Raw genomic sequence first — 23,716 nt, forward strand, 5'->3', positions numbered from 1 at the left:
GTGTTAAAAAACGATTATAAATAATCTTTTAAATTAATTAAATTATTAATAGTCAATACTCCTGAATTCTCTTTTATTTCTGATGTAAAATGAATTGCTAACATCCCTGAATTTAATGCTCCTAAAACATCTGCTTCATAACTATCACCTATCATTATTGCGTTTTCTGGTACAGTTTTAACTTTATCTAATGCAAATTCAAAAACTTTGGAATTTGGTTTTTTTAACCCTATGCTTTCTGATGTTATTATTTGATTAAAGTAATTAGCAATTCCTGAATTTTGCAATTTTTTATTTTGAATTTCTTCAAAACCATTTGTTATGATATGTAGTTCATATTTTTGCTGTAAATATTTTAAAATCTCAACAGTATTGTCAAATAAATGATTATAAGTTGAAAGATATTTTATGTACAAATCTGAAATTAAATGAATTAAATTAGGTGTTACTTTATAATTTAAAGCATCAAAAACTTCTTTTAATCTATTAAATCTTAAATCTGATTTAGAAATTTTATCTTCTCTATATAATTTCCAGTATTTTAAATTTACAGGCATATAAACTTTTAAAAAATCATCTATATTAAGTTTAATATTTTGTTCTTGAAAAATTTGTTGAAAAGTTAATTTTGAATTTTTATCAAAATCCCACAGAGTATGATCTAAATCAAAAAAAATATGTTTAACATCCATATTGGTTTATTTTTATAATTTATATTAATTAAGTTCTGGCTATTTTTAGAGTAGCACTATAAAGCCTTCTCCATCCTCTCCAACGTTGATAATTACTTAAACTTTCGTTATGAAAAATAGTAATAAAAACACCATTTACAGCTTTTACTTCATTTTTTAAATCTCTTATTTTACCCAATGATTGTTTTGGTGTTAACTTCATATAATCGTTTAATGTTGTATCAATTAAAGCAAAAGGAAACACTTTTAAAGGTGTTTGAATTTCAAAAGCTAAATCGTAAAAATAAAAAGGAGTACAAGTACTTGCTCTGAACCCGCTATGACTTGTATATCCCATAGAATAATCCTCGGCTATTTCTAAATCTATTAAATTTTGATAAGTTTCAGGTAATGATAATCTTAAAAAATGCTGACGAGAACGTTTTATCGGCATATTAATAATATTTTCTAAACGTTCTTTTTCTTTTTTTAATAATACATTATCACTCATTGTATGATATGATGGATGTAAACCTACCCTAGCATAATCAACCATATCTTTTATCAATAATTTAAACTTAGTTTTTGATGCAGATACATTGGTGTCAAATGTTGTATAATCACCTATTAGAAAGAAAAAAACAGTTCTAACTTTATATATTTTTTTTAATTCTAATATCGATTTAAAAGTATCAAAAGGATCTCGTTTGATATTAAATACAACAGCAAATCGATCCCAAATAGTAAAAATTTTCAATTGTGATGCATCTTTTAAAAACCCACCTATCGTTCTTATAAAACTTTTATGCTTATAAGCAAAAGCATTGTCAACATCAATAGTAGAAATGTATTCATATTTTCTAGTAGCATGTTCGTAATCTGGAAACTTTATTTTTAAAATTTCTAAAAATTTATATGCCCAAATATCAACAAGTGGCTTTTCTAAAAAACCATTTTTAAAAGCAATACTTTCTGTAGCCAAAAAACGAGCATGCGTATCTTTTATGTGAGGTAGATACTCTTCGTATCTAGAAATCAAATAAAAAGTTGCGGCAAAAATATCAAAAGGAATTTCAGATTTTTCATCTGTAGCAAAAAAACAAGGAATACTATCCCATTTTTTAATATGTATTTCAAAATTTTTTACTCCTTGCTGATTTAACAACTCGTTACTTTTAATAAAAAACTCTTTACCTAATGCTACCTTTGTGTATGAAAATTTAGGTCCATTATATGCTACAAACTCTTCTACTGTTGATGTAAATTGAATCGATATTTGTAAAATACGTGTAAAAACACGTTTAAAAACATACCGAATACGAGGTGTAATTTCTGGGGTATATATCAGTATCATAGTTGTTCGATGATTTTCAGAGAACATAAGTAAGTATTAATATTACTTTTCATCTACAGAGCTAAAATACGTTTTGTTCCGTAATTATTAAATGATTCTTATCTTTTTATCTAACGTAATACAGCTTCTTTATTTTTAATAATAAATAAAACACCTTACTCGCTTTTGATTTTACTAATAAGTGATTAATCTGTAAGATTAACCTCAACTCTTTACAAGGTTTATTATCTAATATACAATATTTTATTAAATTCTTTTTCATAAGGTATTCTATCAAAAATAGTTATAAATACAATCCATTTTTTGCACAAGCCAAAGAACCGCTGTATATTTGCACACTATTTTTTAAATTAAAACATGAAGATTATTATAGCTGGTGCTGGAGATGTTGGTTTCCATTTAGCTAAACTCCTTTCTTACGAGTCACAAGATACTTATGTTATTGACTCTGATGGCGAAAAGCTAAATTACATCAATAACCATTTAGACGTTATCACTAAAAAAGGTGACGCTACTTCTATTAATTTATTAAAAGAAATAGGTATTGAATCTGCTGATTTGTTGTTAGCAGTTACTGAAAGCCAAAACACTAATTTTACAATATCAGTAATAGGGAAAGCACTAGGTGTAAAAAAAACCATTGCTAGAATTAACAATCCTGAGTTTTTAAAGAACGATAGTATTAACTTTAAAAATTTTGGTGTTGATTTTATGATTTCTCCTGAAGCTTTAGCTGCCGAAGAAATAAAAATGCTTTTAAATCAATCTTCTTTTAACGATACTGTTGCTTTTGAAAATGGTGTGTTTAATATAATGGGAACAACCCTTGGATATAAATCTCCTATATTAAATTTAACCGTAAAAGAAGCTAAAGAAAAATTTAGTTTGGTTGATTTTATTACTATCGCCATAAAACGAGAAGGAATTGCACAAACAATTATTCCTCGTGGTGACACTACTTACAAAATTAACGATCAAGTTTATTTTTCAGTACCAAATTATAGTATTAATAAACTACATCCTATTATTGGTAAAAAGCAAATAGACATTAAAAATGTAATGATTCTTGGCGGAAGTAATATTGGTCAGAAAACATCTAAAAGTCTTTGTAAAGATAATTTTAATGTAAAACTCATTGAACGTAAAAAAGAAAAAGCCTTAAACATTGCTGAAGATTTAATAGACACTTTAGTTATTCATGGTGATGGTAGAGATTTAGAGCTTTTAGAAGAAGAAAACATCCGAGAAATGGATGCTTTTATTGCTGTTACTGGCGATTCTGAAACCAACATAATGTCTTGTTTAGTAGCAAAATCGAAAGGTGTTAAAAAAACAATAGCATTAGTTGAAAACATGGATTACATCCATATTTCACAAACTATTGGTATTGATACGCTTATCAATAAAAAATTAATTGCGGCAAGTAATATTTTTCGACACATTCGTAAAGGAGAAATTTTAGCACTAGCCAACTTACATAATATTGATGCCGAAGTTTTTGAGTTTGAAGTGCAACTAAATGCAAAAGTAACTCAAAAACCAATTAAAGAATTACGCTTCCCTAGAGAAGCAGTTTTTGGAGGTGTAATTAGAGATGGAAAACCTCATATGTCTTTTGGTGATTTTCAATTACAAAGTGGCGATAAAGCAATTGTTTTTTGCTTACCCGAAGCAATATCAATTGTAGAAGATTTATTCAACTAATGGAGAATTTTAATTTAAAACTAATTTATCGATTTTTAGGAATAACAGCGATTCTTAATGGGCTATTTATGTGGCTTACCTTACCTTTTAGTTTTTATTATGATGAACCTTCTAAATGGGGTATATTAAATGCTGCTATTATTACCGTAGCTATAGGGTTGATTCTTTATTTTTTTAATAAACCTGATACAAAAAAAATAAAGAAAAAAGAAGGATACCTCATTGTTACCTCAGGCTGGCTTATTTTAACAGTTACAGGAATGCTTCCTTATTTATTTTCTGGTAGTATCCCAAGTATCACAAACGCCCTTTTTGAAACTATTTCAGGATATTCAACAACAGGGTCATCTATTTTAACTGACATAGAATCTATGCCGAAAGGAATTCTATTTTGGCGTAGTGCTACTCACTGGATTGGTGGAATGGGAATTATTGTACTTACCATTGCAATATTGCCTTTATTAGGAATTGGAGGAATGCAATTATTTATGGCAGAAGCTCCAGGACCATCAGCAGATAAATTACACCCTCGTATTACAGATACAGCAAAACGTTTATGGCAAATTTACGTACTACTAACTCTTACTCAATTTTTATTATTGAAAGTAGCAGGTATGGGCTGGTTTGATGCACTTAATCATGCAATGGCAACTATTAGTACAGGTGGATTTTCAACGAAAAATGCAAGTGTTGCTCATTGGAACGGGAATCCTATCATACAATATATCATCATATTGTTTATGTTTTTGGCAGGTACAAATTTTGTACTCACCTATTTTGCATTAAAAGGAAAAGTTAGAAAAGTAATTCAGAGCGAAGAATTTAAATATTATTTATTCGGAGTATTAGGAATTTCTAGTATTATTGCTATTATGATTATTTTTAATCAAGATCCTTTATTACATACTTCTATTGAGCATCCGATGGTTTTTGGTAAAGTTGAAAGTGCTATACGACACTCTTTATTTTCCGTGATTTCAGTAATAACAACGACAGGTTTTGTAACTGCCGATTTTACTATGTGGAGCTTTTTTGTAACAGCAATATTCTTTTCATTATTTTTTTTAGGAGGATCAGCAGGTTCTACTTCGGGTGGAGTAAAAATTGTAAGACATATTATTTTATTAAAAAGTAGTTTCTTAGAATTTAAAAAATCTTTACATCCTAATGCAATAATACCTGTTCGTTATGATGGTAAGGCTGTTAAGCAAACTATTGTTTTTAACATATTATCTTTCTTTGTTTTATATATGTTAATATTTATTATGGGAAGTATAATATTAACGTTCTTTGGATTAGAGTTTTACTCTGCTTTAGGAGCTTGTGCATCTTCTTTAGGAAACGTTGGTCCAGGTTTAGGAAGTGTAAGTCCTGTTGATAATTTTAATCATTTATCAACAGGCGCTAAATGGTTCTGTTCTTTTTTAATGCTTATTGGTCGTTTAGAACTTTTTACTGTATTAGTTTTATTTACACCTTTCTTTTGGAGAAAAAATTAATTATAACTAATAAAATAAATATTTTCTTCAAAAATTTATTTTATACCATTTATAATTACCTTTAACATCATTTTCAATATCCTTAAGGTTGTTTCCCTAAAAAAATTTAAGTTTGTAATAACTGTTGTTACCACATATGGAACAATAGATAATACTGCTTTAAAAGATGTTATTAATAATTATACAGGTATTACTGATGCTACTTATTTAAATTTTACATCAGAAGCAAATCAAACAAATTCATATTTAATTTCTAGTGGAATATACTAAATTTGTTTTAAATACAACTGAAGATAAAAACTCATCTTCAATAAAAATTAAATATATTAATGATAAAACTAAAGGTCAGTTTTACATTTATACAAATGCTAAAAATTCTGACGATAATATTAAACCTGAATTAGAAACTGTAAGTATTTACAAATCTGAAAAAAATAGTATAACAATTACAGGTTTACAAACTGAAACAAATTCCTTAAATATATACTCTACTTTAGAATGAGTAAATCATTTAAATTTAAGTCAACAAAAATTAATGTTATTCAATTGCCTAAAATACTCCAATCAAAACAGAAAAATAAATTATGAATAAAGGCTATTTTTGAGGTTTCATTTTTTTTTCATATTATTGGATAATAAAACCTCGATTGTTTCGGGGTTTTATTATTTTTATAACCTATGATTTTACAAAAACAATTAGACGATAAAACTATTTTATGGCTTCAACATAACAATCAATATATAATTGTTGAGCCTATTGTAGCCGAAATAGCATCACTTTTAAACACGAATACTTCTATAGAAGAAATTACAACACTTTTATCAAACAAAGTAAACGCACCACTTCAAGAGATAACTCATTTTATTGATGATATTGCTAAGTTATTAATCCCTAAAGTAAAAGATGATGTTAAAAAAACGATTCTAAAAGTACCAGAAAACTTCGAATACAATTATTATTACAAAATGAATAACATTACTATTAAAGTAAGTTATTTATCTGATTTTGAAAAATTATTAGTACATCCGAAGTTTGCACATTTAGAAGTACAAGAACCTTTAAATATAAATTATCACTACGAGGTTTATAGTAATGAAACTCATATTTCTTTTTCAATTGATAAAAAAGTTATAAATACTTGGGAATTAAATGAAGTTCATTATTTTCAAGGAAAATTTTCTATGAAAATAGTTGAACATATACATTTAAAAGAAGAAAAAGAATGGCTTGGTGTTTTTCATGCATCAGCAATAAGTAACGGTAAAGAATCTATGCTTTTTTTAGGTGATTCAGGTAACGGAAAAAGTACCTCGTTAGCATTATTACAAGCAAACGATTTTACTTGTTTAGCAGATGATTTTGTTCCTATTGATTCTCAAAAAAAACATATTTATAGTTTTCCTTCGGCTATTTCAATTAAAAAAAATAGTTTAGATACATTACTTCCTATTTACCCTGAGTTAAAAACTTCAGCCGAATTTCATTTTAAAAAACTTAATAAAATTGTTCGATATTTAATACCTAACAATACAAATTATCAACAACATTTACCTTGTAAAGCATTAATTTTTATCAAATATGAAAAAAATAGTGATTTACAAATTGATGAAATTTCTAAGCTAAATGCTTTTCAACAATTAGTTCCTGATTCTTGGTTATCTCCAATTTCTGAAAATGCTGAAAAATTTATGAACTGGTTTGAAAAACTTCCTTGTTATCAACTTACTTATTCTGATAACAAAAAAATGATTGAAACTGTGCATAAAATTTTTAATAATGAACTATAAAGAAACTTTATTTTTTATCGGAAAATGTTTAACTATTACTCATGAAAAAGGTAATCGTATTTTAGTTGAGAAAGAACTGAAAAAAGGTACTATAAATTGGGATAACATAGTTAAAATAACTACAGCACATTATGTATTTCCAGCTTTATACTGTAATTTAAAACGTGCTGATTTCCTTCATTATTTACCTCAAGATTTGGTTGAATATATGAAGTATATTTCAGATTTAAATCGAGAACGAAATAAAAAAATTATTACAGAAGCTAAAGAAATTAACACACTATTATTAGCAAATAATATTACACCTATTTTTTTAAAAGGCACAGGGAATTTATTAGAAGGTTTATATGAGGATATTGCTGAAAGGATGGTTGGTGATATTGATATTGTTTTTTCTAAAAATGACTATAATAAAGCGATTGAAATACTACTTTCTAATAATTATTCTAAAGTACATAAAACAACTTATGATTTCCCTTCATTTAAGCACTACCCGCGTTTACAAAAAGAAAATAAAATTGCTGCAATAGAAATTCATAAAGAGCTTCTACTTGAAAAGTACTCAAGAGAGTTTAATTATAATTTTATAAAAAAAGACACATTAGTCATTAATAATGTAAAAACAATGAGCTACCAAAACCAATTAGCGCTATCTATCATTGCTTCACAAATTAATGATAATGGTCAATTTTATAATTCTATATCTTTAAGAAACTCTTATGATGTTTTTTTACTTTCTATAAAAACAGACTCCTTAAAAGCTATTGATAATTTTAATTTATTATTTGATCCTTTAAATAATTTTTTAGCCTGCTCTAAAAAAGTACTTAATTCAAAATTTATAACTTTTGAAAATACCCAAAATACAACCAAGCATCTTAATAAATTTTTATTTTCAATAAAGAACATCAAAAAATCTAATAAAAAAAGAAAAAGAACTGCTAGAAAATTATATCTAAAATCTAGGTTAAGTATTATTCAACAATCTTTTTTTAATAAAGAAATGAGAAGTTGGTTATTCAATAGATTGACGGATATAAATTGGATTAAAGAAAAAATTGGTATCTCTAAATAAAATTCTTAACTTCATCAAAATCTAATCCTCCGTAATTACCAGAACTCATTAATAATAAAGCTGTATTTTCTAAATTTTGATTAAATAAAAATTCTTTAAAATCTGCTGGATTTGTATAAATAATTAAATCATCACGTTCAAAAGAAGTTGCTATTTGTTGTTCAGTAACTTCTTTTAATTGTTTTATTTTTACTGCATCTGGAGAATAAAAAACAACTGCTTTATCAGCTTTAGCTAATGCTCCTTTATACTCTTTTAAAAATTCTGCGTTTAAGCTAGAATACGTATGTAATTCTAAACACGCTAAAACAGTACGTTCTTTATATTGATTTTTGACAGCTGTTGTAGTCGCTTTTACTTTACTTGGGCTGTGAGCAAAATCTTTAAAAATTACCGAACTTTTATTTTCTGCAACTTTTTCTAAACGCTTACTTGCTCCTTTAAAACTAGCAATTGCTTCATAAAATTCATCTTCATCAATTCCCATATGCTGACAAATCCACTTTGCTCCTGCTATATTTTGTAAATTATGTTTTCCAAAAACTTCTAAAGGCAAATCTCCATCTGAAGTATCAATATAAGTAACTCCATTATCAATAAAATATTCAGGTGTTTGATATGGATATTTTTTTATCGGATTAGTAGAATTTTCTACAATATCTTTTAAAACAGCATCTTCTTCATTATACACCATCATTCCGCCATTTATTAGCGAATCTGTAAAAATTTTAAACTGCTCATTATAGTTTTCAATAGTTGGAAACACGTTAATATGATCCCAAGCAATACCGCTTAACAATGCAATATTTGGTTTATATAAATGAAATTTCGGACGCATATCTATTGGCGAACTTAAATACTCATCACCTTCTAAAACAATAAAATCATTTTCTTCGGTTAAATGAACCATGGTTTCAAAACCATCTAACTGCGCTCCTACCATGTAATCTACTTCTCTTTCATGATAATTCATCACATGTAAAATCATCGAAGTAATGGTTGTTTTTCCGTGAGAACCACCAATAACTACACGAGTTTTGTCTTTTGATTGCTCATATAAAAATTCTGGATAAGAATAAATTTTAACACCTAATTCTTGTGCTTTTAACAATTCTGGATTGTCTTTTTTGGCGTGCATCCCTAAAATTATAGCATCTAAATCAGTGGTTATCTTTTCAGAAAACCAACCAAATTCATTTGGTAATAATCCATATTTTTCTAAACGAGCTTTAGATGGATTATGAATTGTATCGTCACTTCCTGTTATGATGTCTCCTTTTTGATGTAACGCAATTGCTAAATTATGCATTGCACTTCCGCCGATTGCTATAAAATGTACTTTCATTTAAATATTCTAAATTTTATGTAAAGATAATAAACTATGAAAATTCGTTCGTACTATTTCAAAATAATAATTTGAAGCTATTTCCCGCTTTCCGCACTCGCTCTTTTTATTTTTTTAAAAAGGAAAAAAACAAAAAGGAGCTCAAACAATTGCTACAATCGGGGCTAGGAATTTTTACTACTTTTCAATGTATTTTAACAACCTTATTATAGAAATTAGCAATACTTTAATAAAAAACCAAAATAATTGGCTCGTTTTTTGTTTGGATAGACTTACCAAATAATTACAATAGTTTCACTATTATTAATTACCTTTAAAGCTAGACTAAATTAAAGAACAATATTAATTTACTTGTACTTTAAATACTATAAAACATCCGTTATGAAAAAAGTCACAACACTGTTATTTATGATTACATTTTTTGCTACCACACTAAACGCTCAAGAAAATTACGAAGGTCTTTGGGAACAGGTACAGAAATTTGAAAATGAAAATTTACCAAAATCAGCTTTAAAAATAGTAGAAACTATTTACGCTAAAGCGGATGTTTCTAAAAATTCGCCACAAATTATTAAAGCACTTTTTTATAAAAGTAAATTTTCGTTGACTTTAGAAGAAGATGCGCAATTAAAAATTATCAATCAGTTTAAAATACATATTGATAAAAGCTCATTTCCTACCAAAAATGTATTAGAAAATGTATTGGCAAATTTATATTGGCAATATTTTAATCAAAATAAATGGAAATTTTATAACAGAACAAAAACAAGTGAAAAAGTTGATAATATCGATTTTAGAACTTGGGATTTAGATACACTTTTTGCTGAAATTCACACCTATTATCAAAAATCATTAGAAAATAAAACAGCCTTACAACAAACCGATATTCGTGAGTTTAAAGATATTTTATACATTGTGCAAGGTTCAAAAGAATATCGCCCTAGCCTATTTGATTTTTTAGCACATAACGCTCTTGATTTTTATAAAACATCAGAAACAAACATTACAAAACCAAATTATCAGTTTAAAATTGATAATTCTGAATTAATAGGAACTGCAAAAAAATTCACTAAAATAAAATTAGTTACAAAAGATGCAATATCGCTTCAATTTAATGCATTAAAAATTTATCAAGAATTAATTAATTTTCATCTAAAAAACAAAAATTTAAAAGCCTTAGCTACGGTAGATTTAGAGCGTTTAAATTTTGTAAATAATCATGCTATTTTTAATGATAAACAAAATTTATTTTTACAAACATTAAAATCATCCGAAGAAAAACAGCAAAAAAATGCTATTTCAGGATTGTATAGTCATCAAATTGCAGAAGTTTACAGACAACAAGCAAATAGTTATCAACCTAATAAAAATGAAGATTTCCGTTTTAAAAATAAAGAAGCATTAGTTATTTGTGATGCTGTAATTGCGAAATTTCCGAAGAGTGTCGCATCAGAAAAATGTAAAGCTTTAAAAGGACAAATAACAAACAAATCACTGTCACTTTTATCAGAAAAATTTAGTCCTATAAATACAGCTTCTCGCTTATTACTTACTTACAATAATATTGATAAACTTTATTTTACCGCTTATAAAATTGACAAAAAGAAAATAACGGAATTAAACAATATTTACAAAGAAGAAGAGCGAATCAATTTTATTAAAAAACTGAATAAAGTAACTTCTTGGAATACTAAATTAAGAAATGAATTCGATTACAAACAGCATACTACAGAAGTAATTGTTCCGAAATTTACGCAAGATAATTATTTAATTGTAGCTCATTGAAAATAGTATTTTAAATACCGATACTTTATATGCTACAGCAAATATTCAAGTAAGTAACTTAGTGTTAATTGAAAATACGGATAACAATATAACAAAGTATCAAGTTGTAAATAGAAATACAGGAAAACCAATTGAAAATACCCAATTATTATTACAAAATAATGAACGTAGAGGTGAAAAAAAATTACATAAAAAATTAATTACAGATAAAAATGGTTTTGCAACTTATATAAGCAATGATAGATATTATAATGTATCAATAACGGTTACATCGAAAAATGATACCGCTATTTTTGGCAATTACTACTTATATAAACAATGAAAAAAATACGGTAAAAAAGAACAAAGAAAGTATTACAATAAAACCATTTATTTTTACTGATAGAAGTATTTATAGACCAGGGCAAACGGTTTATTTTAAAACAATTTTAATTCAAAAGAAAGGAGAAAAAAACACCTCTTTTTCAAATTCATATATTGAAGTAACATTAAATGATATAAACGGACAAAAAGTAAAAACCTTAGATTTAAAACTAAATGAATTTGGTTCGGCATCTGGTGAAATTATATTACCAAATACAGGTTTAACAGGTGAATATAATTTTTCTATTCGTAAAAATTCAAAAGAAAAAAACAGTCTTATAAACGGTATTCCTTTTTACTTTGAACAAGAAAATAATATCAATACTATTTCAGTTGAAGAATACAAACGTCCAAAATTTGAAACTGATTTTAATCCAGTTACCGAAACTTTTAAAGTAAATGATATTATTACCGTAAACGGATTTGCAAAAGCTTTTTCAGGTGCAAATGTTACCGATGCTAAAGTTGTATATCGTGTACATAGAAAAGTACAGTATCCGAGTTGGTGGTATTGGCGTGGTGCTAATTCATCCGTAGAAGCTCAAGAAATTACACACGGAGAAACAGTTACAGATGTATCAGGTAATTTTTCAATTCAATTTAAAGCGATACCTGACCAAAGTGTAAACAAAGAAAGTCTGCCTGTTTTTAATTACGAAATTACCGCAGATATTACCGATGTAAACGGAGAAACACGAAGCACAACCACTATTGTAAATGTTGGATATCATGCTTTATTGGCTTCTTTACAAATTAATTCGATGCTTAATAAAGACGAAAAACAGCACGAAATAACTATTACAACCAACAATTTAAACGGACAATTTACACCTAGTAAAGGAACTGTAAAAATTTACAAGCTTCAAGCACCTAAAAACCCGTTGCGTAAAAGACCTTGGAATACGCCTGATTATCAAGATATTTCTGAAAATGAATTCAATAAATTATTTCCGCATGATGCCTATTCTAAAGAAGAAATAAATCAAACTACTTGGAAAAAAGGTGCGCTTGTTTTTGAAGAATCTTTTGATACACAAAAATCAACAGCACTTATTTTAAATCATCTTAAAAATTGGACTTCAGGAGCATATATTGCTGTTTTAAATACGACAGATAAATTTAATCAAAAAGTAACAGACAAAGCACATTTTAATATTACGAGTACATCCGAAGAAAAAGTAGCTGATAATCAATTGTTTTTTATCAAAACAGATAAAAAAATGTATAATATTGATGAAACTGTTTGCGTACAAATTGGCTCGGCATCAAAAGATATGACTGTAATTGTTGAAATTGAAAAAGATTATAAAACGATTGACACTAAATTTATTCATCTAAATAATGAAATAAAAAACATTGAAATCCCTGTTAATAAAGAGGATGTTAAAGGTTTTGCTATCAAATATTATTTTGTAAATTATAATTCTTTTGATACTGGATTATTAAATATTTCAGTAGAAAATCAACAAGAAAATATCAGTATTGAAACCAATACTTTTAGAGATAAATTACAACCTGGAACTACCGAAAAATGGAGTTTCACTATTAAAAATGATAAGAAAAACAAAGTAACTGCTGAAGTTTTAGCAAGTATGTACGATGCTTCTTTAGATGAATTTAAATCTCATAATTGGTCATTTAACCCAATAAGAACAGCTACTTATTATTCTCGTGGAAATTCGTCAAGTGCGTATCATAGTTTTGGAAACGAGCATTTTCGAGTTTTTAATAGACAGTATTCAAATAGTTATTCAAATCAACAATATGATAAACTAAAATGGTTTGGATTCAGATTTGGTGAAGATTATCGTCGTAGAACGATGATGAGTAAAAATAGTAGTCGAGGAATGAACATGGATATTTCTGAAAGTGGAGCTATTCAAGAAGAAGAAGAATTAGTTGAAGAAACTGTTATTGAATCAACTGAAACAGATGAAAGTGAACTAACAGAAATTGAAGATAGTTCTTTTTCTAAAAACAAATCTGATGTAAATGACAAACCAAAAAACACCTCTTTAAAAGGCATTAAAATCCGTAAAAACCTGCAAGAAACGGCTTTCTTTTATCCGCATTTAACTACTGATAAAAAAGGAAACATCTCTTTTCGTTTTACAACTCCTGAGGCGTTAACCAAATGGAAATTGCAATTATTAGCACATACAAAAGAAGCTTTATCGGCTACTAAAACACTTACAACCGTAACTCAAAAAGAATTAATGATTACACCAAATGCGCCACGATTTTTAAGAGAAGGTGACAACATAACTTTGAGTGCTAAAATTTCGAATTTATCCGAAGAAAACCTAGCAGGAATTTCTCAATTAATTTTAACGGATGCCATTACAGGAAAAGAAATTAATTTGTTAGATAATTCAACAAAAAATCAAAGTTTTAGTGTAAATTCAAAAGGAAATACTAGTGTTTCTTGGAACTTAGCTATTCCTGATGACATCCAAGCTGTTCAATATAAAATTGTAGCAAAGGCTGACAATTTTTCTGATGGTGAACAAAATGTGTTACCTGTTTTATCGAACAGAATGTTGGTTACCGAAACCTTGCCGATGTGGGTCGGTTCGAATCAAACAAAAACTTTTACGCTTGATAAATTGAAAAACAATACTTCTACAAGTTTAAAACATCATAAATTAACTTTAGAAATAACCTCAAATCCTGCGTGGTATGCGGTGCAAGCTTTGCCGTATTTAATGGAATATCCGTATGAATGTAGCGAACAAACTTTTGTACGTTATTACGCAAATACCTTGGCTAGTTTTATCGCAAATTCAAATCCGAAGATTCAAGAAGTATTTAAGCAATGGAAATCGAGCGATGCGTTGTTATCAAATCTTGAAAAAAATCAAGAGTTAAAATCATTGATAATTCAAGAAACCCCTTGGCTTCGTGATGCGCAATCGGAAACCGAACAAAAGAAACGTATTGCTTTATTATTCGATTTGAATAAAATGAAAAATGAGCAAGAAAATGCAATCAATAAGCTTCAAAATATGCAAATGAGTAACGGAGGTTTTCCTTGGTTTAAAGGTGGAAATTATCCAAATACTTATATTACGCAGCATATTGCAAGCGGATTCGGACATTTAAAAAAATTAGGTGTATCTAATTTTGATAACAAAATAACACAAGTTTTAGAAAAAGCAGTTCGTTTTTTAGATGCTGAAATAGCAATTCAATACGATAATTTACTAAAAGAAGCGGCAAGAATAAAAGCCAAAAAAGGACAAAGTGCTTCTGAAGAATATCTAAAGAAAAATCATTTAAGTTATGCAACTATTCAATATTTATATATGCGTAGTTTTTATCCTGAAATTGATGTTGCTTCTAAAACCAAAACAGCAATTTCGTATTATAAAAAGCAATCTGCTACTTTTTGGAAAGATTACAATTTATACGCACAAGGGCAAATTAGTTTAATTCAATTTAGAAATGATAACAAAATTCTTGCTTCTAAAATTTTAAAATCATTAAAAGAAAATAGTATTACTTCGGATGAATTAGGAATGTATTGGAAAAGTAATATTGCAGGATATTATAGTTATCAAGCACCAATTGAAACACAATCTTTGTTAATTGAAGCTTTTTCTGAAATTGAAAACGATACAAAAACAGTTGATAACTTAAAAATATGGTTACTTAAAAACAAGCAAACAAATCGTTGGAAAACTACCAAAGCAACTACCGAAGCCGTTTACGCCTTACTTTTACAAGGTAGCGACTGGCTTTCAATTACCGATATGGTAGATGTGAAAATTGGAAACAATAAAATTGAAGCATCAAAACTAGAAAATGTAAAAGTAGAAGCTGGTACAGGATATTTTAAAACATCGTGGAATGGCAACGAAATTACACCAAATATGAGCGAAGTTACTATTTCTAAAAAAGGAAAAGGTATTGCTTGGGGAGGTTTATATTGGCAGTATTTTGAGGATTTAGATAAAATTACATCGGCAGAAACTCCGTTGAAATTACGTAAAAACCTATTTAAAAAAATAACTTCGGATACTGGTAAAGAACTAATTAAAATAACCGATAAAACAAACTTAAAAGTTGGCGATTTAATTACCGTAAGAATCGAATTACGCTCTGATAGAAACATGGAATTTGTACATATGAAAGATATGAGAGCTTCAGGAGTTGAACCAATAAATGTACTTTCGCAATATAAATCACAAGATAATTTATATTATTATGAAGCTACAAAAGACGCTTCAACAAATTTCTTTTTCGACCGTTTACCAAAAGGTGTTTTTGTTTTCGAATATGATGTTCGTGTAAATAATGCTGGTAATTTCAGTAACGGAATTACAACCATACAAAATATGTATGCACCAGAATTTAGTAGTCATTCAAAAGGAGAAAGAATTATTATAAAATAGTTTGGCATCTAAATTGTAGGAAGAATACGTATTATTAAAATTTAAAAATCATTGAAAAAATTATTATTAGCCATTGGCTTTTTAACATTAGGTGCTGTATCTGTAAACGCACAAGATATTTCAGAAAATGCAATTGGTATCCGTTTCGGTGATAATAGCGGATTTGGAGCAGAAATTTCATATCAAAGAAAACTAAGCGATACCAATCGATTAGAAATTGATTTAGGTCTTAGAGGCAATAATAATTATAGCGGAATGAAGGCTACAGGGCTTTATCAATGGGTTTGGCAGTTAGAAAACGACTTTAATTGGTATGCTGGTTTTGGTGGTGGATTAGGAACTTGGAAAGTAAAAGATAAAACTATTTCAGGAGTCAAAGTAAATGGTGATTCTGAAACTTATTTATTCGGAGCTGGTGTTATTGGCCTTGAATATAATTTTGATATTCCGTTAATAGTTTCTTTAGATTTTAGACCAGAACTTGGTTTTGGTAATTTTTACGAAGGTTTTAATTCAGATTTTGGATTAAGTATTCGTTACCAATTTTAAATTTTTAAACATAAAAAACCTCCAAATATTGGAGGTTTTTTTATTTTATGAATATCGCTTTTTTATCAAAATTCAAAAAATGATTAGAAGCAATTTCCCGCTTTCCGCACTCGCTTTTTTTTGAAGAAAAATCAAAAAAAGAGCTCAAACAATTGCTTCAATCGGGGCTAGGCATTTGCACTATTTTGAATATTACTTTTTATCAAGAATAATTTATTTTAAGAGCCTATATAAATTTCATTTAAAAATGTTTTATAGCTAAAAAACAGAATCCGTCAAAGAGATTTTATTTTAGTTTCTCATCCTGATTTGCCGCAATTTTGTCAATTCGAGTAATTTTAATGACTAGAAGGAATTAAAATTGTATCGAGAATTTTATTTTGATTGATTTTGATGCTAAAAAGTTCTCAATACATTTTTTTTAAAGGAAAAAAATCACTCGAACTGACAGGTTATTTCTGAATTTTTGTAATAAAATTTTATTGACCAAAATTTAAACAGGCTCTAATAATTATAAAAACACGAAGCTAATTTTTAATAACAACTCTTGTAGGCGTATCTTTTCCGTTAATAATACTTTCAGTTCCTTTAGCAACTGCTTTAATTGTTTCGGTAATTACGGTCATATTTAAGGTTTCGGCTTCATCAGAAACATTATGATAATCTTTATCAACATCAATTGGCGTTGTAGAAAAAGTATGACTTGGCACTCCTAAACGAGCCAAAGAAGCATTATCTGATCTAAAAAATAAATTAAACTTATCATACGGGTCAGCAAATAATTGATAACCTGTACCTTTTAAATTCTTTTGAATAATCTTACCAAAATCAGAACGTTCAAAACCTGTTAACCAAGCGGTATTTTTTCCGAAACTCGGCGTTTTACCAATCATTTCTAAATTAATACCTGCTACAAATTTAGTTGCGTCAATTCCTTTTCCAAAAAATTCAGAACCAATTAAACCCATTTCTTCCGCAGTAAAACATACAAATAAAATAGTTCTTTCGTTTGTACCTTTTTTCGCAAAATATTCGGCTAATGTTAACACACCTGTAACTCCTGAAGCATCATCATTTGCACCATTAAAAATTAAATCACCTTCTCCTACTATTTTTGCACCTAAATGGTCGTGATGTGCAGAGATAACTACAATTTCATCTTTTTTACTTTTCCCTTCTAAAACTCCAATAATATTACTCATTTTAATTCCTTTATGTATAAAATTTTGGCGATAAGTCGCTAAATTATCATAAGTTTTTAATCCAATACGCTTAAACTCATTTTCAATATAAACGGTTGCTTTCTCCATACCTACTGTTCCAGGTTTTCGACCTTGCATTTCATCCGAAGCCAATGTATATAAGTGCTTTTTAACAACTAAAGAATCAATAACATTTCTTTTATTATTATTTTTAACTATGGTATTCACAGCTTTACTAGCATCATTTTGCACTGTTTTACAAGACAATAACAAAGCAGGTACAAATGCTGATACGTAAAGTATTCTTTTTATATTATTTTTCATCGGATACAATTTATAATATTGATTCTTATTTAATTTAAAAGGTTAAATATAGCCAAATTAATTTCTTAATTTTGTTGAAAATTTACAACGATGGACTTAAAACTTATTCCGAATATAAAACATACTGATGCTAACAATTTTTTCCTTTTAGCAGGTCCTTGTGCTATTGAAAGTGAAGAAATGGCAATGCAAATTGCTGAAAAAATACTTACAATTACTGATAAATTACAAATCCCTTACATTTTTAAAGGAAGTTTTAAAAAAGCAAACCGAAGTAGAATTGATAGTTTTACAGGAATTGGTGATGAAAAAGCATTAAAAATATTAAGAAAAGTTTCTGAAACGTTTAATGTTCCTACGGTTACTGATATTCACGAAGTTTCAGATGCTTACAAAGCTGCCGAATATGTTGATGTTTTACAAATTCCTGCTTTTTTAGTACGTCAAACTGATTTAGTGGTAGCAGCTGCCAAAACTGGTAAAGTAGTTAATTTGAAAAAAGGACAATTTATGAGTCCTGAAGCAATGCAACACGCTGTTAAAAAAGTACACGATGCAGGAAATCAACAAGCATGGATTACCGATAGAGGAACTATGTTTGGTTATCAAGATATGATTGTTGATTTTAGAGGAATCCCAACAATGCGTGAATTTGCGCCTACTGTTTTAGATGTAACTCATTCGTTACAACAACCCAACCAAACAAGTGGTGTTACAGGTGGAAGACCAGATATGATTGAAACAATTGCAAGAGCTGGAGTTGTTAATAATGTCGATGGTTTATTTATTGAAACACATTTTGACCCTGCAAATGCAAAAAGTGACGGTGCTAATATGTTACATCTTGATTATTTAGAAAAACTGTTAACAAACTTAGTAGCAATTAGAAAAACTGTCAATAATTTATAGGCACAATTTTTGATAAATAAAGTTGTTTTAAACTCTTATATGAAGCAACTTTATTTATTTTTAGTATTCGTTATTACTACTGCTACCCTATCTGCTCAAGATTTCTCAACTGTTGATGCTAAAATAAAAACCTATCCTAAAATAATTACAGCAAATAAATTAGCCGACAAAATTTCAGCCGATTTTACTTCTGATGACGAAAAAGTAAGAGCGGTATTTAGTTGGATTGCTTTTAATATTCGATATGATTTAAAGGCATTTTATAATCCTTCTAAAAAAAGAATCAATTTTAGATATAGAAACGAAGCCGAAAAACAAACCAAAATTAACAATATAAAAAATGATATTGTTAAAAAAACAATGGCTAGAAGAAGTGGTGTTTGCGAAGGTTATGCTCAAACATTTAGTAAAATTTGTACGCTTTTAAATATTGAAAATGACGTAATAAAAGGTCATGTTCGAATTTCTTCTAATGATATCGGCAAAGTAAACAACCCTGCCAATCATGCTTGGAATGCTGTAAAACTTAACAATAAATGGCTGTATTTAGATGCTACTTGGGCAGCAGGAGCTGTTAATAATGGACGTTGGCAACGTAGTTTTAATGAATATTATTTTAATATCCCTAAAGAAAAATATTTTCTAACCCACTTTCCTGATGATATATTATGGCAATTACGTGTAAAAAGAATGAGTTTACAAGCATATTTTCAGCAACCGATATATAGTAGTTCTTTTCTTAAAACATCGTATAAATTGATAACGCCTATCAATGGTATCATTACTAAAAAAGCAAATACACCGATTACTTTTACCCTTGAAAATATTGCTAAAAATCAAACTATATATTGTGGATTTAAAGGTGTAAAATATGCCCAAAAGCCAAAAATTTCTTTTGAAAAAAATCAGACGATTGTAAGTATTCTTCCACCTAAAAATAGCAAAGAAGTTTATTTAATTATTGATAAAGAAGTTATGTTAGAGTTTTTAATAAAATAATATATTATTTTAAATAATGTTTTTTTAGAAGCTATTTCCCGCTTTCCGCACTCGCTTTTTTTATTTTTTAAAAGAAAAAAATAAAAAAGAGCTCAAACAATTGCTTCAATCGGGGCTAAAAAGTAATTTTTCGTGTTATAAGCTTCTAATAGAACTTCCACTAAAATAGTAGCTTTTATATCATATCTATAATAATTCTTATTGTTTTAAATATTTAAAAAATAAAAAAGATTAGTTTCTAATTTTTCGTAAAATTTCTTCTAAACCATTTAATTGCATTTCATATACTAAGCCCATCATTTTACCTAATTTCCCATTAGGAAAACCTTTATTTTTATACCAAACAATATAATGTTCTGGCAAATCGACTAAATAATAACTTTTGTATTTACCAAAAGGCATTCTCATTTGGGCTGTATCAATTAAAAACTGTTTATCTGGTAACATATATTTGGATAAAAAAAATCCCGCATTAGCGGGATTTTATTCTTATTTTTTTTGTATTTTTTACTATTCTGATATTCCATTTACATAATCTTGTAAATATAAATAACGTTCGGTTAATTTACCATCGTTTGTGGTCATTTTTGCTCTTTCTAAAATCCCATCTTTATCATTATTAAAAAAAGCAGGAATTACATTTTCTAAAAACATTTCACCAAAACCTTCACTAGCATCTTTTGGTAATTCACATGGTAAATTATCAACAGCCATTACTGTAATTGCTTTTTCATCTCTAAAATCAATTTCTAATCCAGTTGTAGGATTATATCCATAAATAGGATCAGCAATAGTTGAAGAACGAATAGTACTAGCTACAGGACCATTAACATCACAAGAAATATCAGCTACATATTTAATTTTAAAATCTGCATGTTTAGCATCTTTTTTTGTAAATAAATACGGAGCACCAGTACCATAAAAGTGACCTGCAATAAAGAAATCTGTCATTTTCGCATATGGCATAAAATTACTTTCGTAACCACTTGGGTCTTTATAAAAAGTAAACTTGTCCCCTACTTTTCCATCAATACGCTTACTATATTCCATAACATCTGCAAGACAATATACAGGCTCTGTAAAATCAGCAGTTAAATATAAAGTATCACTAACTTGTTTAATTTTTAAGTAATCTAAAATTTCTCTAGCTCCATGTGCTACTTTACCTGTACCAGTAAGTAAAATTTTAATATTAGGTAAAGTTATTTTATCTAATTCAACTTTTACAGCGTCTAAATCTAAAAGAGTTTCTACCTTTGGTAAGGTAAATAGATTTTCACGTAGACCTAAAGCTCTAAAACCATTATAAGCTCCTACTAAACCTGCGTAACGACCAAAGCCAATTAATCGAGCACCATTTTCTTTTATAATTGTTTCGTGGTCGTATAGTTCAATATTTTTAGCTAATACAGCCTTTAATAATTTACGATTGTAAGGTTGTTTTTTGATAGTATGCGAAAAGAAAAAATATTTTTTATTCGGAATTAAAGCTTCTAAAGGAACTTCTTTTACACCCAATAATACATCGCAATCTGAAATATCACTTACCACTTCTAAACCTGCATTTTTATATGCTTGGTTGCTGAAAACTCTAATATCAGAACTTTCAACTACAATTTCTGCATCAGGAAATTGTTCTTTAAATTCTTGTAGTTTTTTAGGTGAAAAAACTACTCTTCTATCTGGTGGATTTTTACGTTCTTTAATAATTCCGAATTTCATTCTTCTTTTTTGTGTAAAATTAAACAAATAAACAGTAATTGTTATATATTACTATTATTTAAGCGAAAATAATTGTTTTAAATCTATTCTACAAATAGTATTTTCATATATTTGCATCCCACAAATTATGGAAATTTAAAATAGCAAGATTCGTTTTCTTTTTTGATAGAACAACTCATCACTCAAAGATATTAATAATCTTACTATTTTTTAACTTATAATTTTGTGATTTCAACATTTTGGGGACGACTGGTTTTGACAGCGAGACCAGCGATAATGTAAGCATGCCGAGCAGTGAATAGATAACTCGTTAAACTTTATTTCAACTTTTTAAACGGCGAGAATAACTACGCTTTAGCTGCTTAATCCGAATCACAGTAGGATTGGCCTAGGCACACAAGGTGTGCAAGCTTTATGTCCACGAATAGCCTTGATTTACGGCGCTTCACTTTTGGATATCGTAAAAGTAAATATAGAAAACCTGAAGCTTCGGCAGGTTTTTGAAACTAAAGAAGATAAGCTTTTAACAGATTGTTCTTAATCAGTTACTTGTCGAAAATTAAGAAAGAAATATGTATGTAGAAAGCATTTGAACTGCTTGTTTGGACCCGGGTTCGATTCCCGGCGTCTCCACAATTACACCCTGTAAACCTAGTATTTACAGGGTTTTTATTTTTAGGTGATAATTTAGGTGTCAAAAAAACTATTTCAAAAACCAATTACAGTTAAATCCCATATTTTTAGCTATTTCATATTGAGGAAGATAATAATTATTGATTTTTTTTGAAAAATCTTCTTTTGAGGTATTTTTTAATTCATCATTAGAACACTTAAACAATAAGTAATAATTTTCTAAAACTTTATTAGCTTTTTCATTTAATAAAAATTTACAAAAATCATATTGTAAAAAACAAAAAGGTATTAAATATTTTTCTTTTGGAAGATAATTATTTTTTGAAGAATTTATATTTTTACTTACAGGATGAAGATTCCAAATTAAATCATGTGTAAAAAAACTCCAAGGAAGAAAATGGTCTATGCTAACTTCTTTCATTGAAATTAATGGTTTATTTTCAAAAATATCTAGTTTATTTGGGTTTTCTACAATATATTTCTTCCAATATGTTGTTGGCGTAGAAAGTTTTCTTAAAGTTGGTTTATCTATTTTTTTAGATAAATTTGATGTTTGAGGATTTTCGCTCTCTAAATATTTTATTAATTCAAAATAAGTATATGACTTTATTAAATTATAATTAGTCTTAATCCAAAAAGTCCAATCTTTGTTTATCTTAATTTCTTTGAGCTCAATATTTATTGTGTAAGGTGCTTTATTATCTTGTAATTCTACAATTTTAGAATTAATAATTCCATCTTTTAAACCTCTTGTTTCTTCAGCATACCAAGCTCTAATAAATCGAAAAGGAACATATCTTGTTAATTCTGAAGTAATTTTAGTTAAAAATTTACTATCCTTATTTTCAATCAAAAATTGATATAAATCTCTTTCACTTAGATTATCTTCTAAATTATACTCTCTTTGAATTTCTTTTATAAAAAAAGCACATCGGTCTCTTTTTCCGAACGAAAGTTTAAAATAATTAACAGGATACCAAATTTTACTAATAACTTTAAATATAATCTCATTATAAGAAATGTTTTCTTTATCCTCTAAAAAAGATATTTCTATGATAGATAACCACCAGTAATATTTATAACTACTAGTTGTATTTCTGAAAATAGTATTAATAGGAATTAAATTCATTATTTTAAAATTAAAAAAGACACATAATTCTATTGGCAAGCTACAAAATGATTTTCAGAAATATTAAAAATTTTTGATACTATTTTCCAGCTCTTTTCATCATTAAAAAGTAGTTAAATTGATTAAATAATATCTTTAATATAGCAACAGTAAATTATTTAAAGCGTAGTAATCCGTAAAACAAACCCAAACTAAAAACCTACTAATCAAATTTTTAAACACAAATAACAGTTCAAAATAAAGATGTAATTATTTTTATCAAAAAAAATAA

General features: G+C 27.8%; 18 protein-coding genes and 1 other RNA gene. 12 read left to right on the forward strand and 7 right to left on the reverse strand.

Annotation, left to right across the window (positions count from 1 at the left end; translation table 11 throughout):
• Positions 1–14 precede the first annotated feature (14 nt).
• Together PG913_RS09295 and PG913_RS09300 are read right to left on the reverse strand one after the other, a co-directional pair.
• Positions 15–692, reverse strand: a complete 678-nt coding sequence (locus tag PG913_RS09295; RefSeq protein ID WP_271230462.1) for a YjjG family noncanonical pyrimidine nucleotidase — start codon at positions 690–692, stop codon at positions 15–17.
• Positions 693–720: 28 nt separating this feature from the next.
• Positions 721–2,025, reverse strand: a complete 1,305-nt coding sequence (locus PG913_RS09300; RefSeq protein ID WP_271230463.1) for a polysaccharide deacetylase family protein — start codon at positions 2,023–2,025, stop codon at positions 721–723.
• A gap of 357 nt (positions 2,026–2,382) precedes the next feature.
• Between PG913_RS09300 and trkA the strand changes: the two genes are divergently transcribed.
• From trkA to PG913_RS09325, 5 genes are all read left to right on the forward strand, one after another.
• Entirely contained in the window at positions 2,383–3,729 is a 1,347-nt protein-coding gene (gene trkA / locus PG913_RS09305) for a Trk system potassium transporter TrkA (RefSeq protein ID WP_271230464.1), read from the forward strand.
• Positions 3,729–5,228, forward strand: a complete 1,500-nt coding sequence (locus PG913_RS09310) for a TrkH family potassium uptake protein (RefSeq protein ID WP_271230465.1) — start codon at positions 3,729–3,731, stop codon at positions 5,226–5,228. The genes trkA and PG913_RS09310 overlap by 1 nt, the downstream gene beginning before the upstream one ends.
• 256 nt (positions 5,229–5,484) lie before the next feature.
• Positions 5,485–5,730, forward strand: coding sequence for a hypothetical protein (locus PG913_RS09315; protein ID WP_271230466.1), 246 nt, complete (start codon positions 5,485–5,487; stop codon positions 5,728–5,730).
• Positions 5,731–5,906: 176 nt separating this feature from the next.
• The gene (locus PG913_RS09320; protein WP_271230467.1) at positions 5,907–7,016 is read left to right on the forward strand and encodes a phosphoenolpyruvate carboxykinase (ATP); all 1,110 of its coding nucleotides are present in this window, start codon (positions 5,907–5,909) and stop codon (positions 7,014–7,016) included.
• The gene (locus PG913_RS09325; protein WP_271230468.1) at positions 7,006–8,091 is read left to right on the forward strand and encodes a nucleotidyltransferase domain-containing protein; all 1,086 of its coding nucleotides are present in this window, start codon (positions 7,006–7,008) and stop codon (positions 8,089–8,091) included. The genes PG913_RS09320 and PG913_RS09325 overlap by 11 nt, the downstream gene beginning before the upstream one ends.
• Here the strand turns inward: PG913_RS09325 and PG913_RS09330 are convergent.
• Complete coding sequence (locus PG913_RS09330; protein WP_271230469.1) at positions 8,084–9,436, reverse strand: UDP-N-acetylmuramate--L-alanine ligase; 1,353 nt, start codon at positions 9,434–9,436, stop codon at positions 8,084–8,086. The two genes, PG913_RS09325 and PG913_RS09330, sit on opposite strands and share 8 nt — an antisense overlap.
• Positions 9,437–9,844: 408 nt before the next feature.
• Here PG913_RS09330 and PG913_RS09335 point away from each other — a divergent pair, with 408 nt between their 5' ends.
• The 4 genes from PG913_RS09335 to PG913_RS09350 all read left to right on the forward strand — a co-directional run bounded on the left by PG913_RS09335 (position 9,845) and on the right by PG913_RS09350 (position 16,527).
• Positions 9,845–11,221, forward strand: a complete 1,377-nt coding sequence (locus PG913_RS09335) for a hypothetical protein (RefSeq protein WP_271230470.1) — start codon at positions 9,845–9,847, stop codon at positions 11,219–11,221.
• A 61-nt stretch (positions 11,222–11,282) separates the two neighbouring features.
• Complete coding sequence (locus tag PG913_RS09340) at positions 11,283–11,543, forward strand: hypothetical protein (protein ID WP_271230471.1); 261 nt, start codon at positions 11,283–11,285, stop codon at positions 11,541–11,543.
• Complete coding sequence (locus tag PG913_RS09345; protein ID WP_271230472.1) at positions 11,500–15,978, forward strand: alpha-2-macroglobulin family protein; 4,479 nt, start codon at positions 11,500–11,502, stop codon at positions 15,976–15,978. Before PG913_RS09340 ends, PG913_RS09345 begins: the two co-directional genes overlap by 44 nt.
• Positions 15,979–16,029: 51 nt before the next feature.
• Positions 16,030–16,527, forward strand: a complete 498-nt coding sequence (locus PG913_RS09350) for a hypothetical protein (protein ID WP_271230473.1) — start codon at positions 16,030–16,032, stop codon at positions 16,525–16,527.
• Between the two features lie 527 nt (positions 16,528–17,054).
• Here the strand turns inward: PG913_RS09350 and PG913_RS09355 are convergent.
• On the reverse strand, positions 17,055–18,053 hold the full coding sequence (locus tag PG913_RS09355; RefSeq protein WP_271230474.1) for a M28 family peptidase: 999 nt from the start codon (positions 18,051–18,053) through the stop codon (positions 17,055–17,057).
• A gap of 90 nt (positions 18,054–18,143) precedes the next feature.
• On the opposite strand from PG913_RS09355, the gene kdsA reads away from it, so the two are divergent.
• Positions 18,144–18,962 (forward strand): 3-deoxy-8-phosphooctulonate synthase, encoded by an 819-nt coding sequence (gene kdsA / locus PG913_RS09360; RefSeq protein ID WP_271230475.1) that lies wholly within the window; start codon positions 18,144–18,146, stop codon positions 18,960–18,962.
• A 39-nt stretch (positions 18,963–19,001) separates the two neighbouring features.
• Positions 19,002–19,961 carry a transglutaminase domain-containing protein gene (locus PG913_RS09365; protein ID WP_271230476.1) on the forward strand — a complete coding sequence of 320 codons (960 nt, stop codon included), beginning with the start codon at positions 19,002–19,004 and terminating at the stop codon, positions 19,959–19,961.
• A 231-nt stretch (positions 19,962–20,192) separates the two neighbouring features.
• Here the strand turns inward: PG913_RS09365 and PG913_RS09370 are convergent, their stop codons facing one another.
• Together PG913_RS09370 and PG913_RS09375 are read right to left on the reverse strand one after the other, a co-directional pair.
• Positions 20,193–20,408 (reverse strand): DUF3820 family protein, encoded by a 216-nt coding sequence (locus tag PG913_RS09370; protein WP_271230477.1) that lies wholly within the window; start codon positions 20,406–20,408, stop codon positions 20,193–20,195.
• Positions 20,409–20,471: 63 nt separating this feature from the next.
• Entirely contained in the window at positions 20,472–21,683 is a 1,212-nt protein-coding gene (locus PG913_RS09375) for an NAD(P)-dependent oxidoreductase (protein WP_271230478.1), read from the reverse strand.
• Between the two features lie 241 nt (positions 21,684–21,924).
• Between PG913_RS09375 and ssrA the strand changes: the two genes are divergently transcribed.
• Positions 21,925–22,319: a transfer-messenger RNA gene (ssrA, locus tag PG913_RS09380) on the forward strand.
• Positions 22,320–22,386: 67 nt separating this feature from the next.
• Here the strand turns inward: ssrA and PG913_RS09385 are convergent.
• Positions 22,387–23,445, reverse strand: coding sequence for an HNH endonuclease domain-containing protein (locus tag PG913_RS09385; protein ID WP_271230479.1), 1,059 nt, complete (start codon positions 23,443–23,445; stop codon positions 22,387–22,389).
• Between the last annotated feature and the right edge of the window lie 271 nt (positions 23,446–23,716).

It is taken from the genome of Tenacibaculum pacificus (assembly GCF_027941775.1).
In the GTDB taxonomy this organism is placed as follows: Bacteria; Bacteroidota; Bacteroidia; order Flavobacteriales; family Flavobacteriaceae; genus Polaribacter; species Polaribacter pacificus_A.